The organism is Corynebacterium sp. HMSC034E11, from assembly GCF_001835905.1.
In the GTDB taxonomy this organism is placed as follows: domain Bacteria; phylum Actinomycetota; class Actinomycetes; order Mycobacteriales; family Mycobacteriaceae; genus Corynebacterium; species Corynebacterium coyleae.
In genome coordinates this window covers 112257-128533 of record NZ_KV826421.1, presented here as the reverse complement: position 1 = coordinate 128533, position 16277 = coordinate 112257, and the positions used below count along the sequence as shown (strand labels likewise).

17 protein-coding genes are annotated in these 16277 nt (G+C 61.4%); 6 read left to right on the top strand and 11 right to left on the bottom strand.

Going from position 1 to position 16277, the window contains the following annotated elements; genetic code table 11:
- Window position 1 precedes the first annotated feature (1 nt).
- Together HMPREF2690_RS11100 and HMPREF2690_RS11095 are read left to right on the top strand one after the other, a co-directional pair.
- On the top strand, window positions 2-967 hold the full coding sequence (locus tag HMPREF2690_RS11100) for an amino acid ABC transporter permease (protein ID WP_070422944.1): 966 nt from the start codon (window positions 2-4) through the stop codon (window positions 965-967).
- Between the two features lie 20 nt (window positions 968-987).
- Window positions 988-1740: an amino acid ABC transporter ATP-binding protein gene (locus tag HMPREF2690_RS11095; protein ID WP_101733305.1), complete on the top strand. Its 753-nt coding sequence runs from the start codon at window positions 988-990 to the stop codon at window positions 1738-1740.
- 50 nt (window positions 1741-1790) lie between these two features.
- Here HMPREF2690_RS11095 and HMPREF2690_RS11090 read toward each other — a convergent pair whose 3' ends face one another.
- The 7 genes from HMPREF2690_RS11090 to HMPREF2690_RS11060 are packed head-to-tail and all read right to left on the bottom strand — an operon-like array spanning window position 1791 to window position 9002.
- The gene (locus HMPREF2690_RS11090; RefSeq protein ID WP_371326036.1) at window positions 1791-2534 is read right to left on the bottom strand and encodes a sulfite exporter TauE/SafE family protein; all 744 of its coding nucleotides are present in this window, start codon (window positions 2532-2534) and stop codon (window positions 1791-1793) included.
- 2 nt (window positions 2535-2536) lie between these two features.
- On the bottom strand, window positions 2537-3016 hold the full coding sequence (coaD, locus tag HMPREF2690_RS11085) for a pantetheine-phosphate adenylyltransferase (RefSeq protein ID WP_070820904.1): 480 nt from the start codon (window positions 3014-3016) through the stop codon (window positions 2537-2539).
- Between the two features lies 1 nt (window position 3017).
- Window positions 3018-3599, bottom strand: a complete 582-nt coding sequence (rsmD, locus tag HMPREF2690_RS11080; RefSeq protein WP_180949979.1) for a 16S rRNA (guanine(966)-N(2))-methyltransferase RsmD — start codon at window positions 3597-3599, stop codon at window positions 3018-3020.
- 18 nt (window positions 3600-3617) lie between these two features.
- Complete coding sequence (locus tag HMPREF2690_RS11075) at window positions 3618-5720, bottom strand: ATP-dependent DNA helicase RecG (protein ID WP_070569253.1); 2103 nt, start codon at window positions 5718-5720, stop codon at window positions 3618-3620.
- Complete coding sequence (locus tag HMPREF2690_RS11070; protein WP_083279494.1) at window positions 5721-7373, bottom strand: DAK2 domain-containing protein; 1653 nt, start codon at window positions 7371-7373, stop codon at window positions 5721-5723. It lies immediately after the preceding gene.
- A 24-nt stretch (window positions 7374-7397) separates the two neighbouring features.
- Window positions 7398-8039, bottom strand: a complete 642-nt coding sequence (locus tag HMPREF2690_RS11065) for a uracil-DNA glycosylase (protein WP_070422949.1) — start codon at window positions 8037-8039, stop codon at window positions 7398-7400.
- Window positions 8040-9002, bottom strand: coding sequence for a thiamine-phosphate kinase (locus HMPREF2690_RS11060; protein ID WP_070820903.1), 963 nt, complete (start codon window positions 9000-9002; stop codon window positions 8040-8042).
- 34 nt (window positions 9003-9036) lie between these two features.
- Here HMPREF2690_RS11060 and HMPREF2690_RS11055 point away from each other — a divergent pair, with 34 nt between their 5' ends.
- The gene (locus tag HMPREF2690_RS11055) at window positions 9037-9963 is read left to right on the top strand and encodes a DUF3515 domain-containing protein (RefSeq protein WP_070820930.1); all 927 of its coding nucleotides are present in this window, start codon (window positions 9037-9039) and stop codon (window positions 9961-9963) included.
- Window positions 9964-9998: 35 nt separating this feature from the next.
- Here the strand turns inward: HMPREF2690_RS11055 and HMPREF2690_RS11050 are convergent, their stop codons facing one another.
- Together HMPREF2690_RS11050 and HMPREF2690_RS11045 are read right to left on the bottom strand one after the other, a co-directional pair.
- On the bottom strand, window positions 9999-11048 hold the full coding sequence (locus HMPREF2690_RS11050; RefSeq protein ID WP_167594520.1) for a D-alanine--D-alanine ligase family protein: 1050 nt from the start codon (window positions 11046-11048) through the stop codon (window positions 9999-10001).
- Between the two features lie 25 nt (window positions 11049-11073).
- A complete protein-coding gene (locus tag HMPREF2690_RS11045; protein ID WP_070820902.1) occupies window positions 11074-12072 on the bottom strand; it encodes an NAD(P)H-dependent glycerol-3-phosphate dehydrogenase in 999 nt (332 codons plus the stop codon).
- Between the two features lie 104 nt (window positions 12073-12176).
- Between HMPREF2690_RS11045 and HMPREF2690_RS11040 the strand changes: the two genes are divergently transcribed.
- From HMPREF2690_RS11040 to HMPREF2690_RS11030, 3 genes are read left to right on the top strand one after another with little or no spacing between them, the layout of a single operon-like run.
- Window positions 12177-13208, top strand: coding sequence for an NUDIX hydrolase (locus HMPREF2690_RS11040; RefSeq protein ID WP_092102430.1), 1032 nt, complete (start codon window positions 12177-12179; stop codon window positions 13206-13208).
- A 26-nt stretch (window positions 13209-13234) separates the two neighbouring features.
- Window positions 13235-13729 (top strand): YbjN domain-containing protein, encoded by a 495-nt coding sequence (locus HMPREF2690_RS11035; protein ID WP_070450041.1) that lies wholly within the window; start codon window positions 13235-13237, stop codon window positions 13727-13729.
- Between the two features lie 3 nt (window positions 13730-13732).
- The gene (locus HMPREF2690_RS11030) at window positions 13733-14179 is read left to right on the top strand and encodes a hypothetical protein (protein ID WP_070450044.1); all 447 of its coding nucleotides are present in this window, start codon (window positions 13733-13735) and stop codon (window positions 14177-14179) included.
- A 31-nt stretch (window positions 14180-14210) separates the two neighbouring features.
- Here the strand turns inward: HMPREF2690_RS11030 and leuD are convergent, their stop codons facing one another.
- Both leuD and leuC read right to left on the bottom strand, forming a co-directional pair.
- Window positions 14211-14804: a 3-isopropylmalate dehydratase small subunit gene (leuD, locus tag HMPREF2690_RS11025; protein WP_070820901.1), complete on the bottom strand. Its 594-nt coding sequence runs from the start codon at window positions 14802-14804 to the stop codon at window positions 14211-14213.
- 12 nt (window positions 14805-14816) lie between these two features.
- Window positions 14817-16238, bottom strand: a complete 1422-nt coding sequence (gene leuC, locus HMPREF2690_RS11020) for a 3-isopropylmalate dehydratase large subunit (RefSeq protein ID WP_070484211.1) — start codon at window positions 16236-16238, stop codon at window positions 14817-14819.
- Window positions 16239-16277 lie beyond the last annotated feature (39 nt).

Below are 16277 nucleotides of genomic sequence, written 5' to 3'. Positions count from 1 at the left end.
CATGAGCACCCCATATTCCCAGTACGTCGCCTCTCAGGGCGAACGCAAGCGTCCTGAGCGTATCGAGGCGAAACCGCTGCGCCACCCTGGACGGTGGACGCTCGCAGTGATTCTTGTACTGCTTGTGGTCTGGTTTGTCATCGGCGCGGCCCGAAACGAGGCTTACGGCTGGGACATCTACTTCCAGTACCTGCTGGATACCCGCATCGCTATGGCGGCCCTGCACACCATTGCAATCACGGTGTTGGCGATGCTGCTCGGCGTTGTCGGCGGTGTGCTGTTGGCCGTCATGCGCATGAGCCCGAACCCGGTGTTCAAGACGGTGGCGTGGGTGTTCCTGTGGATCTTCCGTGGTACCCCGGTCTACGTCCAGTTGATGTTCTGGGGCTTGATTGGCGCGATCTACGACTCGATCAACGTCGGCTTCGCCCAGATTCCGCTTGAGCCGTTTACCTCTTCTGCGTTTACCCTGGCCGTTGTTGGCCTTGGTTTGAATGAGGCCGCCTACATGGCAGAGATTGTCCGCTCTGGTGTCTCCGCTGTGCCGGAAGGCCAGGTTGAGGCCTCCAAGGCGTTGGGTATGAGCTGGGGGCAGACGATGACCCGTACGGTGTTACCGCAAGCAATGCGCATCATCATTCCGCCGACCGGCAACGAATTCATCTCCTTGCTCAAGACATCTTCGCTCGTCGTTGCTGTGCCGTACTCGCTTGAGCTTTACGGCCGCTCGATGGATATCGCCGCCGCCCTGTTCCAGCCAGTACCGCTCCTTCTGGTGGCTGCGACCTGGTACCTGGTGATCACGTCGTTGCTCATGGTCGCCCAGCACTACCTGGAGCGCTACTTCGACCGCGGCGCCACCCGCCAGCTCACTGCTCGCCAGCTCGCCAGCCTGGCTGACGCCGAGGGCACCATTCCGAACAACGTTGAAATTGTCGAAGAACCGCAGAAGAAGGGACAGCGCTAATGACCGTCAAGGAAACTCCTATGATCCAGGCGGTAGATGTCTGGAAGTCCTTCGGCAGCCTCGACGTGCTCAAGGGCATCGACCTTGAGGTCGCCCCCGGCGAGGTGACGTGCCTGATCGGCCCGTCCGGCTCTGGTAAGTCCACGCTGCTGCGTTGTGTGAACCACTTGGAAAAGGTCAACGCGGGTCGTCTGTACGTCGACGGCGAGTTGATCGGCTACAAGGAGCGCGACGGCGCACTCTACGAGATGAGTGAGAAGGACGCCGCCAAGCAGCGTCGCGATATTGGCATGGTGTTCCAAAACTTCAACCTGTTTGGCCACCGCACGGTGCTGGACAACATCATCGAAGCCCCGGTGCACGTCAAAGGCCAGCCGGTTGCAGAGGCCACTGCGCGCGCGAAGGAGCTGCTTGCGATGGTCGGTCTTGAGTCGAAGGCTGACGCGTACCCGATCCAGCTCTCCGGTGGCCAGCAGCAGCGTGTGGCAATTGCCCGTGCGGTTGCAATGGATCCGAAGCTGATGCTTTTCGACGAGCCCACCTCCGCCCTCGACCCCGAACTCGTTGGCGAAGTGCTGCGTGTGATGCGCAAGCTCGCCGATGATGGCATGACCATGCTGGTGGTCACTCACGAACTGTCGTTTGCCCGCGAGGTCGCAGACAAGGTCGCGTTCATGGATGGTGGCCAGATCATCGAGTACGGCACACCGGAACAGGTGCTGGATAACCCGCAACACGAGCGCACGAAGTCGTTCGTCTCCACGCTGTTCTAGCAGGACACTCCCTTACACGAAACGGCCGCCCACATCCGGGCGGCCGTTTTTCATCCATACAACAAGCCTGCGAGGCCGCGGACTAGTGTGGTGGCGCCTCCGAAGAACGCAAGCCCGAGCGCGATGCGGTAGGCCTTCGCGGACGGTACGTGCGGGGCCAGCCGCTTTCCCGCGGTGATTCCGAGAAGCATGCCGCCAAAGGAGGCGACCCACAGCCAGGGGTTGATCGAGGAAATATCCGCCGCACCAGAGAGTTCCTTTGCCCCGAACGACAGTGCGCCGGCGACGAAGAACAACGGCTGCAAGGTGGCGGCATAGATGCGCTGTGGCCAACGTGCCGCGTGCGCGTAAACGGTAAATGCCGGCCCGGCAACACCCGCCAAGGTGTTCATGAACCCGCCGACGGCGCCAGCGGCAGCTGCAGGAACCACACCTTCGATCTGGGGCACGTAGCGCTTGCCCAACGTCACCACTGACAGGGCGATGAGTAACAGGGCACCGACGATGATGAGCAGGGCGCTCGTCGATACGCGAGAGACCACCCACACCCCGGGAAGCACGCCGATGATGAGCGCGCCTGCGATCGGCCAGAACTTAGACCAATCGATGTCGCGGCGCATCCCCCAGGTGTTAAACACCGCATTGACCATGGCGATGACGTTGATCATGAGCACGCCAACCACAGGTCCCAACAGCAATGAGAGCACAGGACCGGTGATCAGACCCAGTCCCATGCCGGAAATGCGCTGCAGCCCAGCGCCCATCACAACTGCGAGCGCGACGGCGATCAACACGATCAATTGCTGAATTTCTCCCGAATCGCGTCGTGGACGCTATCCGGCACGAGTCCGGAAATGTCACCGCCGTACTTCGCAACCTCTTTGGTTAGCGAGGACGAGATGTAGCCGTACTTCTCATCCGTCAGCAGGAAGTAGGTATCCACGCCGGTCAGGCGTCGGTTCATCTGTGCCATCGGCAGTTCGTACTCGTAATCGAGCGAGGAGCGCAAGCCCTTGATCAGCGCGCTGATGTCGTGCTGGGTGGTGTAATCGACCAATAGGCCCGCCCAGCTATCCACGCGAACGCCCTCAAGGTGTGAGGTGGCTTCGCGGATGAGGTCGACGCGCTCGTCGATAGTAAACAGCCCCGACGTCTTCGTAGGGTTGCCTGTGACCAGCACGATCACTTCGTCGAAATGACGAAGGGCACGGGTGACAATGTCGAGGTGCCCGTTCGTGATCGGGTCGAACGAGCCAGGGCAGACTGCGATGGTCAATTTAGTTGTCCTCTGCTTCCGGGTCGGCGTAGACCGCCATATCCATACGTGCAATACCGTAGATGCGACGCTTGAGCTTCTGGCCGGTCGGGGTGAACTCCGCAGGCCATGCAGTCTCCGGGCTTTCGCGGTGGCGTTCAACGACAACCACTGCCCCATCCGCCAGCGCAGGTTTGAGGGCCTCGACCATCTCTGCGACCGCCTCGTCGGCTAGTTCGTATGGAGGGTCTGCCAGCACCATGTCGAAGTGTTTCTTCGGCGCCGATGCAACGTAGGTCGACGCCTTCATCTGGTGGATGTGCACGTTGGGGTGCTTGACCACGCCTGCGTTGTATTCGATGATTTTCGCTGCCTCAGGGTCGCTCTCCACCAGCACGACCTCTGCCGCACCACGCGACGCGGCCTCGAGCCCGAGCGCACCCGAGCCTGCAAACAGGTCGAGCACATGCTTATCGACGAACCCGAAACGCACCTGCAACGACGAAAACAGCCCCTCGCGGGCCCGGTCGGATGTAGGTCGCGTTCCTGCCGGCGGCACTTTGATCTTCCGGCCGCGGGCTTCTCCCGAAATGATGCGGTTCATTCCCATAACTTTAACCAGCTAACTCTTGTCCAAATATTCGAAGTCTTCTGCCACAAACCCGGCGGTGGCTGCCCTGGCGAACTCGGGTTGGTTTGCTACCAAGGTGGCGGCGTCGTCGTAGGCACGTTTAACGATGTCGTAGTCCTCAACCAAGTTAATCAACCGCAGCGTGCGTTTGATGCCGGACTGGCCTGTGCCAAGCACGTCACCTTCGCCGCGGTTAAGCAGGTCAAGCTCCGCGAGCGCGAACCCGTCCGCTGTCGCCGCTACCTGGGATACGCGGGTGAAGCCGGGGCTGCCTTCCTCCGCGAGCGTGTGGAACAGACACAGCGACTGGTTGCCGCCACGCCCAACTCGGCCGCGCAGCTGGTGCAACTGGGAGACACCGAAATGCTCCGACTCGCGCACGACCATCACCGTGGCATTCGGCACATCCACGCCGACCTCGATCACCGTCGTGGACACCAGCACGTCGATGCCGCCTTTGGCGAAGTCCGCCATGACGTTGTCTTTCTCGTCGCCTTTGAGGCGTCCGTGCAGGATGCCGACGGTCAGGTCCGCAAACTCCGTTGCGGCGAGATGCTCGGCAACCTCAAGTACGCCGCCTTCGCCGTCGATACGCGGACACACAATGTAGGCCTGGTGCCCGGCTGCAACTTCTTCGCGGATCTTCTCCCAAGCGCGCTCCACCCAGCGCGGTTTGAATTCCGGGACCACCGCAGACTGGATCGGTTTGCGCCCACCGGGAAGTTCGCGCAGCGTGGATACTTCCAAGTCGCCGAACACCGTGATCGCAATGGTGCGTGGGATCGGCGTTGCCGTCATCACCAGCAAATGCGGTGTGGTCTCCCCCGCTTTGGCACGCAGGGCGTCGCGTTGCTCTACGCCGAAGCGGTGTTGTTCGTCGACAACGACAAGCCCCAGGTTGAAAAAGTCCACGCCCTCTTGGAGCAGGGCGTGCGTACCGACGACAATGTCGGCCTCCCCGGAAACAATCTTCAGCAGTGCCTCTTGGCGCTGCGCGACCGTCATCGATCCTGTCAGCGCAACCACTCGGGTGGGGAGACCCGCACGCATGAGAGTGAACGTTAGCGAACGCGCGTGTTGCAGCACGAGAACTTCCGTCGGAGCAAGCAATGCCGCCTGCGCGCCGTTATCGACGGCCTGGAGCATCGCCATCAGCGACACCACCGTCTTTCCGGAGCCAACCTCGCCTTGGAGCAGGCGACTCATCGGCACCGTCTTGGACATATCAGCCGTGATGTCCGTGATCACTTCCTTCTGGCCGCGGGTCAGCGGGAACGGCAGACCGTCCAGCAGCTTGTCCTCATCGCCCCCCTTCACATAGGGCATCTCGGGCGCCCTGTGAGCGGAGGTGTCGATGCGTCGCACACCCATCGCCAGCGCGACCGAGAGCGCCTCGTCGTACTTCAGTCGCTCCTTCGCCCGTGCAGGGCCTTCCGCACCAGGCTCGTGAATCTGGCGGACCGCTGCATTGAGGGGTAGCAGGCCGATGGGGGTGAAGCCAAGGGGCTCGTCGATACGCGGCAGCGATTTCAACACCGCATGCACAGCCCCCATAATCGTCCACGTGCTGACCTGCTTCGACGCCGGATACAGGGGAAGCCACTGGCGGCCACGCAGCATTTCTTCCAGATCGCCGAAGTGAGACAGCTGACGCATGGAACCGGTCGCCTCAGTAGGACCGTCCATGAGCACGAAGTCAGGGTGCTGCAGCTGAGGCTGATTACGGTAGAAATCCAACTTGCCCGTCAGCATCGCGCGCCGACCCGGCTTCAGCACCCGTTGGGCATATTGGGAGCCGAAGAAGGTGGCTTGGAACTCCGTACGCCCATCGTGGATCATCACCTTGGTAATCGGCCGCTTGGGCGTCTTTTTGGTGTAAAACGTGTTGGCGTCGACGACCTCGCCGATCACGGTGATAGTATCGCCTGCTTCGACCCCGGTCAGGTCAGCACCGGTGCCGTAGTGCAGGTAGCGTCGCGGATAGTGCCGAAGCAGCTCGCCACACGTGGAAATGTTGAGGTGTTTCTCAATCGCCCGTGCCTGCTTCGCAGGAATAACCTCAGTCAGTGGCCGATTGTCCTCAAACCCCAGCATTTACTCCACCCCGATCTCCGCACATGCTTGCAATCCATCTGCAGGATAAACCATGACCTGGACGCCGAGCTCAGTGTTCAGCGTGCGAAGCTCCTCCTCCGACAGCTCAGCTGGGTCAAACAGCACCGTGACTTGCTCCCCGCCGTGTTCGAGCAGGCGTTTGCATGCCCGCTTCACAGCATCGAGCGGGTCCTCGGCGATAAGCAGCGTCTCCCCACGTGCGGTGACCACCACATCACCCTTGGCAACCGCGCCGCTGAGTGTCAGCGCGCCCTTCTTTGCGCGGTGAGCCACTGCCGTACGCATCTCGCCAGCCGCCTCAGACATGGAAAACGCGGCGGTAGCCAGCGGCTGGTTCGGATCGTGCACAGACAGCGCTGCAATACCGGAGACTAACCGGACTGTAGGAAGCAGTGTGATCGTCTGTTCCAGCGCTCGGGTTGCTTTCTCCACGGCAGCGAGATTCCGGTTACTGAGCAGCCCATTCGGCAGCACGATGATCTCGTTGCTGCCCGAACGCCGAATCACGGAGAGCATGTCCGAGATCACCTCGTCGCCCGGGGCAACAGTGACCACACCTGCTTCCTTATACAGCTCTGTCAGGGAGCCGGGAGGAGTCACGGCCACAATCAAGCGATCGGGGTTTCGCACCACTGGGGCACCCGGGAGCACTTCAAGGCGCAGGTTTTGGACCTTGCCGAGGCGATACGCCGTCTCAATCACAGCACCTGCATCGAGCGTGTGAATGTGCACAGTGGCTTCCGTATCAGATAGCCGAGCGATGACCAGGCTGTCGCCCAAGGTGCGCAGCTCGGTTTCCAACTCCGCAATATCGCCCAGAAACCCAAAGAGCACCTCAAGGGAGTGCTCCCGACCCGACGGCCCCGCATGCGCCATGTCAACGTGCACGTCGCGGTCTGCCCCTTCAGCAGGTGCCGGGGTGCTTTCTGCGCTGGCTTCTGTGCTGCTTTCTGCGCTGCGTACGGCGCTCTCTTGGACATCACCATCGGGTGCCGTTGCGGGACTATCCTCTACCTCTTCCAACAGCGCCTCGAGCAGAATCACCACACCGGTGCCGCCGGCATCGACCACGCCTGCCTCGCGTAGCACTGGCAGCTGCGACGGCGTGTTGGCCAAGGCCACCCTGGCCGCGGATGTCGCAGGTGCTGCGACATCGAGCAAGCTCAACGGACGCCCAATGTCCTCTACCGCTTGTTGGGCAGCCACAGACGCCGCTCGGAGCACCGTAATCACGGTGCCTTCCACCGGATCCGCAATGGCTTGGTCCACAAACTTCACGGCATGCGCCAATGCGTCCGCGACCATCTCCCCGTCCGAAGCATCGTCTTTGACAGACTGCGCGATTCCGCGCATCACCTGGGACAACACCACACCTGAGTTGCCGCGTGCTCCACGTACAGCGCCGACGGCCAGGGCTTCGGCGACATCGACGGCGCTGGCGTCGTCGCCAAGCAAAGCTGCTTGCTCGCAGGCTGAACGCATCGTGTGCGCCATGTTGGAGCCCGTATCGGAGTCCGGCACGGGAAAGACGTTGAGGCTGTTGATCTCCACTCGGCGCCGCTCCAGCTCGGCGGAGGCGCGTTGGGCCCACGCACGCAACCCTGCGGCGTCGATAAGCGGAGTGACAGACATGAAGCGAAAGCTTACAGGGAGCTGTTACAGACTCCAGTCGATGGGATTCGCACCCTGTGCTTGAAGCGCTTCATTTGCACGCGAGAACGGGCGCGAACCGAAGAAACCGCGCGATGCTGATAACGGCGACGGATGCGGCGACTCAATCCGGGGAGTATCCCCCAAAAATCTCGCAGCTGTCTGTGCGTCACGGCCCCACAAGATAGCTACGAGTGGCGCATCTCGGCGGACAAGCGCCTCAATTGCGGCCTGGGTAACCTCTTCCCAGCCTTTGCCACGGTGTGACGCGGGCTTTCTCGGACGCACGGTAAGCACCCTGTTGAGCAGCAAAATGCCTTGCGACGACCACGACGACAGGTCCCCATCCGCCCGGGGCGGGATACCCAGATCAGCCTGCAGCTCTTTGTAGATATTCACCAGCGACCTTGGCGCCGCCACCCCAGGCTGGGTGGAAAACGCGAGCCCCATCGGGTGTCCTGGGGTCGGATACGGGTCTTGGCCCAGGATGAGGACCCGAACATCGTCGAACGGATCCGCAAAAGCCCGCAAAATATCGTGGCCACGCGGCAGATAGTCGTCCTCTGTGCGCAAAAACTGCCCCATTGCGTGGATGCGATCTTCCACCGGAGCGAGCGGTTCCTGCCAAGATTCGTGCACGGGCAACATTTAGAAACTCTCCCATCCGGTGGTCAATTCTGGGGCCTCGCCGTCGATGCGCACCCCGGGCTTGCGAGTGACTGCGCCAATCGAGCGGAACCCAACCGGTGCGGACCCATCGATCGTGCCGATGAGGGTGTGGTCCTCCCCACCTGTGAGCACCCACTCCCACGGGTCGACGCCAAGGAGTTCTCCCGCAGCCTGCAAGGTCGCATCCGGGCGCAGCGCCACCTTTGACAGTTCGATGCCTACCGAAGATGCCTTTGCCAGCGTTGTCACATCCCGGATGAGCCCATCCGAGTTGTCCGTCATCGCGGTCGCGCCTGCTGCGCGCGCCACCACGCCACGCCCCGGGGTAAGCACCGGGGCCTGATGCGCCTTCACAAGCACCTCGAGCTCCTCCGGCACATCAATCCCGGCCTGCAGCAGCGCGAACCCTGCGGCTGAATAACCGATATTGCCGTGCGCGACCACTCGCTGACCGGGGCGTGCCGCGTCTAGCGTCAGCGGCGGACGATTACCACCAAGCGAGCCGATTGCGGTTACGGAGACCACAAGTTCTTGCCCGTCGGTCAGATCCCCGCCGACGAGTTCACAGCCATACTCCCCGGCCATATCCCCAATGCCGCGGGCGATCTCTTCGACCCATGCTGCCGGCGCATCGCGGGAGACAGACACCCCCATCAGTGCTGCAATCGGGCGCGCGCCCATTGCCTCGATATCCGCGAAGTTTTGCACCGTCGCCTTGCGGCCCAAAAGGTACGGAGTTGTGGTCGCACGAGTGAAGTGGTGGCCTTCCACCAACATGTCGGTGCCTGCGACAACTCTCGAGTTTGGCACTGAGGGGGTAAGTACTGCTGCGTCGTCGCCGTTGAGGGCAGACGGTGCGGCAGCGCGAATCGCGGCGATAACCGCTCGCTCGCCGACCTGCGCAAGCGTCGGACCATCAGTGGGAAATCCGGTGGTGATCACGGGTTGGGCAGCCCTTTCGTTAGACTATTTCGCCATGGCAACCACGGCGCACGAACCTCAGGTTAATCGCACAACAATTTTGGTCAGTCTTGGCCTCGCAGTCTTTCTCGTCCTCGGAGCCGTTATTGGCGCTCGTGTGTTCTTCCAACGTGTGGCGCTGCAGCCGGTCGCGATGGCTGATCTTCCTGCCCCGATGGCCGATAGCCCGGAGTGCGCATCGCTTATCGACGGCCTCCCCGACCGGTTCGCTGGCCTTCCCCGTGCCGAACTCGCAGAACCGGCACCACAAGGTGCCGCCGCCTGGCGCAAGTCCACCGATGACCGCGTCACCCTGCGCTGCGGTGTAGACATGCCGGCGCAGTACACGGATTACGCCGTCACTGAAACTCTCGGCAATGCAACGTGGATGCGTATCGACGACATTACGCCCCAGTCCAACCTGGCCACCTGGTACACCGTGGACCGCTCCCCTGTGATCGCCGTGACCGGTGATGCGCAAGTGCTCCACGACTCAAAGAAATCCATTGGACGCTTGGGCGCCGATGGGCTGCCGTCGAAGGATCAGCCCCACAACCCCGCGCCTTTGTCCATGTTGGAAAGCGCGGACGCATCGAAGTGCGACGCGCTGCTCCAGGCCGCACCGGATGCTATCGCCGAGGGCTACACCCGGACAGAGCCTGCGTCCGAAAACACCGTCGCATGGCGTGCTGAGGGACGTGATCCGATCGTTCTGCGCTGCGGTGTCGCCCCATCGCCGAATTACGCACCGGGTGCACAACTTGCCCAGGTCAATGACATTCCGTGGTTCGAGGATGTGCTGTTGGCAAACGGCACCACGGCATCGACGTGGTACGCATTGGGGCGCGACAGCGGTATCGCAGTCTCTTTGCCGCAGGCGGAGAGCAACGAGGCGATTACGAACCTGACTGAACTGATCGCCGAGCACACCGCTGCGCTTTAACGCTGCGCCTTAACGCTGTGCTTTAACGCTGTGCTTTAACGCAGCGCGGTCCGCACCAGCGTGTCCAGCAGTTCCGGGTAGTCCACTCCGGTGGCTGCCCACACCTGCGGGTACATCGAAATCGCGGTGAATCCAGGCATGGTGTTGACCTCGTTGAGCACCGGGCCGTCCTTGGTGACGAAGAAGTCCACACGTGCGAGCGACTTACAGTTCAGCGCCTTGAAACACGTCACCGCCATGTCTTGAAGTTGCGCGGTTGTTGCCTCGTCGAACGGTGCCGGAATCGTTGCCGTAACGCCCTCTTCGAGGTATTTCGTTTCAAACCCGTAGAAGCCTTCCTCGGAGTCTTCGGTGCCGTTGAGCTTCGCTGGCAGAGATGCCGCAATGGTCCCGTCGGGTCGTTCGAGGACTCCCACCTCAACCTCGTCGCCGACAAGTTCCGCTTCCACAATCACCTTGGAATCGGATTCGTGCGCAAGGTCGTACGCCGCCGGGAAGTCGTCCCAGGAGCTCACTTTGGACACACCGATCGATGACCCACCGTTGGCGGGTTTCACGAACACTGGTAGACCGAGGTAGTCACGCTCGTCGTCGTCAAGCACTGCCCGACCGTCGAGGATCACTTCCCTGGTGATCGCAATGTTTTCAGCCGCGACGAGCTTCTTCGTGTACTCCTTGTCCATGCCACAGGCGGATGCAAGCACCCCTGGGCCAACGTACGGGACACCAGCAAGTTCGAGCAGTCCTTGCACTGTGCCGTCTTCGCCGTATTTGCCGTGCAGCACCGGGAAGACAACATCGACGCAAGCGATACTTTCGCCGGTTGCTACATCGAAGATCTGCCCCTTGCGCGTCGGGTTGATGGAGAGTGCAACTTCGCGGCCAGCGGGCACCTCAGGCAGCGCGACGCCGTTTACTGGGTCTGTTGTGCCTTCAACCCATACGCCGTCACGGGTGATACCGATGGGAAACACCTCGTAGTCAGCCGGCATGTGTTGCATCACCGACGCTGCGGAAATGCAGGAAATGGAGTGCTCGGTGGACATGCCACCATAAAGAACTGCTACGCGAATCACGCTGACCAATCTACCGCGTAGCCATGGCGCAGTTTTACTCTGCCTTCTTGCTGCGCCCCATCAGTGTCGCGATCGTGTCCGCAACTTTGAAGTTGTCGTGGCAAATGGCAAACACTGCCTGGGTAATCGGCATCTCCACGCCATGCTTTTCGGCGAGCTGGAAAATGCTTCTCGACGACACCACGCCCTCCGCAACCTGGCCCTTCGTCGCAGCCTTCGCCTCTTCCATCGTCGCACCTTGCCCCAAAGCGGAGCCAAATGTGCGGTTACGCGACAGCGGCGAAGCACACGTGGCCACGAGGTCTCCCATACCGGCAAGACCTGCAAACGTGCGGGGATCCGCGCCGAGCGCGTTGCCCAGACGAGTGGTCTCTGCAAGGCCACGGGTGATCAGGGATGCCAGGGTGTTGTCACCAAGGCCCTGGCCGGAAGCCATACCGCAGGCAAGCGCAATGACATTTTTCGTCGCGCCGCCGATTTCGCAGCCCACAACATCGGTGTTGGTGTACGGCCTCAAATAGTTAGTCGCACACGCGGCTTGGACGAGTTTTGCGCGGTTCTCGTCGGCGCATGCAATCACGGTGGCGGCAGGTTGTTCGAGCGCAATCTCGCGCGACAGGTTGGGCCCGCTGAGCACTGCGATCCGGTTCGGGTCCGCTCCGGTGACCTCTGCAATAACTTCACTCATGCGCAGATGCGTTCCTGTTTCCACGCCCTTTGAGATGGACAGCATCGTCGCATCAGCCGGGATCATGGGTGCCCAACGCGCGACGTTTTCCCGCATGGTCTGGCTGGGTACGCCAAAGACGACGATGGTCGCGTCTTGCAGCGCGTATTGCTCGTTCGAGGTGGCTTCGATCGCATCCGGGAGTGTGATGCCGGGAAGGTACTCCGGGTTTTCCCGCGTGGTCTGTATGGTGCGGGCAAGGTTGTCCCGACGCGCCCACAGCGTGACCCTGTTGCCGGCGTCCGCGAACACCTTCGCCAGGGTTGTACCCCAGGAGCCTGCCCCCAGTACCGCAACGTTGACCATATTTTTCCGAATCCTCCCAGCCGATTGTTCCGGTTTAACCTACCACCGGCCGTGGCGCGTGGCGTGTCCGGCGTGAGTGGGTTACTTGGGACACAATGGAGGACATGCCTACTCACGCATCCAAGACACCAGGAAACAGCGGGAAGCTCTCCGAGCAAGATAAGGACGCCTTGGGTGAGAAGTTTCTCACTGGCAGGCTTCAGGCTATTCCGCTAAAACCGCAGAAGGAGTTCGAGCGCACCACGCTTGCTGCGGGTGCGGTGCTGTGGCGCGGTGACGTTACGCAACCCGACACCATTGAGGTTGCGTGCATTCACCGTCCTCATTACGACGACTGGTCGCTGGCCAAGGGCAAGGTCGACCCTGATGAGTCGCTTGTACAAACCGCAGTACGTGAAATCAAGGAGGAAACGGGCTACGACGTTCGCCTGGGCAAGTTGCTGGGCAAGACGGTCTACCCGGTAAAGAAGACCACCAAGGTGGTCTATTACTGGACCGGCGAGGTCGTCGGTGGCGAGTTCGTACCCAACAACGAGGTCGACGAGATCCGCTGGCTGCCACTCAATGAAGCGCTTGAGTTGATGACGTACGACCTCGACCGCGAGGTGCTCCAGAAGGCCCAGAAGCGCTTTAACACGCCCGCAGATGCACGCATCCTCTATGTCCGACATGCCCGCGCCCACGACCGCAACAAATGGTCCGGCGACGACAACTTGCGTCCTCTGGATAAGAAGGGCCGCCGCCAATCCGAGATGCTCGTTCCCCTGCTCAGTGCGTTCGCGCCGGAACGTATTTACTCGGCGGTTCCGGAGCGCTGCCAGCACACGGTTGCGCCGCTGGCGGATGAGATGGGGTGTGAGGTTGTCGTCGATAAGCAGTTTGGCGACGATGCCTGGATCGCCGACATGGTTGGCGCCAAGCACGCATTCAAGGACGTGATTGAGGCCGGCGGAACCAGCGTGGTGTGCGCGCAAGGTGGGATCATCCCCGGCATAATCGCGTGGCTCTCGGCGCAAGGGACACTGCCTATCGACGAAGAAATCCGCGCGAAGAAAGCCTCCGTATGGGTGCTGACGTTCCACGACGGCAAGCTCATCGGCGCGGACTACATCCCCTCCCCACTTCCAGTTCTGTAACCCCACCACGACGAAAGGCCCAGACCATGGCAGCTCCTACCGCCATTTCCCAAGACCGCATCGCGGCCACCCTGAAATCAATGGGGGTGCAGTACTTCCGAGAAGACAGCGGCGAGGTTCGCACCGCATTTCCCAGCCTGATGGTGTTCTTCGAGGTAGCCGAGGGTGGTTTCAAGGCCACCGCACGCTGGCTCGGCATCATTGAGGGCGACGATATTGAGACGCTGCGTCTGCGCTGCAACGAGATCAACCGGACGATGCCCCTTGTGCGCGTACACCCGGTACGTCGTGAGGACGATGCCGTCGTGCTGATCGACGCGCCGTTCTTCTCCAACGAAGGCTTCACCGACGAGCAGGTGCGTGCAATGTTGGACTACTACTTCTCCGCAATCCATCACGTGGTGAACCTGCTGCGCGAGGCCTTGCCAGATACCAGCGAGCTCTTGTCGACGAGCGGCCCGAAAACCTTCACCACCGAAGCAAACACCGAAGCCAACGCCGAAGCTAACCAGGAGGACTAGGACATGACTTCTGCAACCAGCAACCTCAGCATCGACCGTGTCATCGCCTTGTTTGACAAGGAAGGCTGGAAGTACGAAAAGGCACCGCTTGGCCCTGCGCTGCGCACCGGTTTTTCCGGTATTGGTCTGGAAATCAACATGATCGAGCCGAATCTCAACGTGCTGACCACCGTCGCTGTGGATTCGGTGAAGGCCGCGCAGTTTAATGAGGTGCTCGAGTGGGTGGAGCGATACAACATTGAGAAGGCTTACCCCACCGTGACCGCAGTGAAGGACGAACAGCGCGGCATCACCGCGCTTGCCGTGACCTACTCTCTGCCGGGTTACTGGGAGCGCAGCGACCAGCAGTTTTCCGACGAGATCAAGACCGGTATCCAAGGCGTCGTTGTCGCTGCGCGTGAGTTCCTGGAGGCGTTCGCCCCGGGCGTCGTCGACCAGTTGGGCAAATAACCAGCCCGAGGGCGCTATCGCCGTCCGGGGTCTAACCCGCGACGGACGGCTTGAACGCTGGACGCGTTGCTTCGAATCGTTCGATAGCGGGCTCGTCGCGAAGCGTCAGCCCAATATCGTCGAGGCCTTCCATGAGCCGCCAGCGGGTGTAATCGTCGATCTCGAAGGTAAAGGTGTTGCCGCCGACGGTGACGGTGCAGTCTTCGAGCGAGACGATCGCCTCATCACTTGGGTGCTGCTCAAGGTGCTTCCAGATCAGCTCGATATCGGAGTGGCTCATGATGCCCGCGAGCAGGCCAGCTTTGCCGGCGTTTCCTCGGAAGATATCCGCGAATCGAGGGCTGAACACGGCGCGGAAGCCGTAGTCCATGAGCGCCCAGACAGCGTGTTCACGCGAGGAGCCTGTGCCAAAGTCCTCGCCGGCGAACAGCACGGAGCCGTCTTTGAACGCGTCCTGATTGAGGACGAATGTGGCTTCGTTTTCACGCCAATTAGAAAATAGGCCGTCCTCGAAACCGGTGCGGGTCACACGCTTGAGGTAGCGCGCGGGGATGATCTGGTCGGTATCAACGTTGGTGCGGGTCAGCGGAACGCCGACGCCGGTGTGAGTGGTGAACTTTTCCATGATCGGGCTCCTTTACAGATCTGCCGGGCTTGCGAGGTGGCCGGTCACCGCAGTTGCTGCTGCAACCAGCGGGGATACGAGGTGGGTACGGCCACCCGGGCCTTGGCGGCCTTCGAAATTGCGGTTGCTTGTGGAGGCACTGCGCTCCCCCGGTCGCAACTGGTCTGGGTTCATGCCGAGGCACATGGAGCAGCCCGCGGTCCGCCATTCTGCGCCGAACTCTGTGAAGATCGCGTCGAGGCCTTCTTCTTCGGCCTGCTGCTTCACAAGTGTGGAGCTCGGTACGACGAGCATGCGTGTACCTTCGGCGATGCGGCGGCCCTTGACAACGTCGGCGGCTGCACGCAGATCCTCGATGCGCGCGTTGGTGCAGGAGCCGAGGAAGACCGTATCGATGGTGATGTCGCGCAGCGGCATGCCCGGGGTCAAGCCCATGTATTCGATGGCCTTCGCAGCAGATGCCTTCGTGTTGTCGTCGGTGAAGTCCTCCGGGTCGGGAACGTTTTCGCCGAGCGGCAGACCTTGGCCTGGGTTGGTACCCCAGGTGACAAACGGTGTCAGTGCTGCACCGTCGATTTCCACGACGGTATCGAACTTTGCGCCTTCATCGGTCGGCAGCGTCTTCCAATACTCCACGGCTGCATCCCAGTCCTCGCCCTTCGGCGCGTACTCGCGGCCCTCGACGTAGTCGAAGGTGGTCTGATCCGGCGCGACCATGCCGGCGCGGGCACCGGCTTCAATGGACATGTTGCACAGCGTCATGCGCGCTTCCATCGACATTTTCTCGATGGCCTCGCCGCGGTACTCGATAATGTGGCCCTGGCCGCCGCCGGTGCCGATCTTGGCGATGATCGCCAAGATCAGGTCCTTGGCCGTCACGCCGTCCTGCAGCTCGCCGGTGACCTCGATGGCCATGGTCTTGAAGGGTTTCAGCGGCAGGGTCTGGGTGGCCATGACGTGCTCCACCTCAGAGGTGCCGATGCCCATGGCAATCGAGCCGAACGCGCCGTGCGTCGAGGTGTGCGAGTCGCCGCAGACAATGGTCATTCCGGGCTGTGTAATGCCCAGCTGCGGGCCGACGGTGTGCACGATGCCCTGCTGGATATCGCCCATCGGGTGCAGCTTCACACCAAACTCGGCGCAGTTGTCGCGCAGGGTGGCTACCTGGGTGCGCGAGGTAGGCTCGGTGATCTCGACGAGGTCACCGCTGGTAATACCCGTGGTGGGCACGTTGTGGTCCTCCGTTGCCAAATGCAACTCGGGGTGGCGCATGGTGCGTCCGTTCATCCGCAGACCGTCAAACGCCTGTGGCGAGGTCACTTCGTGCAGGAGCTGGAAATCGATAAAGATGAGGTCAGGCTCGCCGTTTTCCCCCTTCGTTACCACGTGGTCGCGCCACACTTTCTCCGCTAATGTCAACGGTGGCTGAGTCATCCGGTCCTCCTTCATACGGGCTCCCAACATCCCACACTA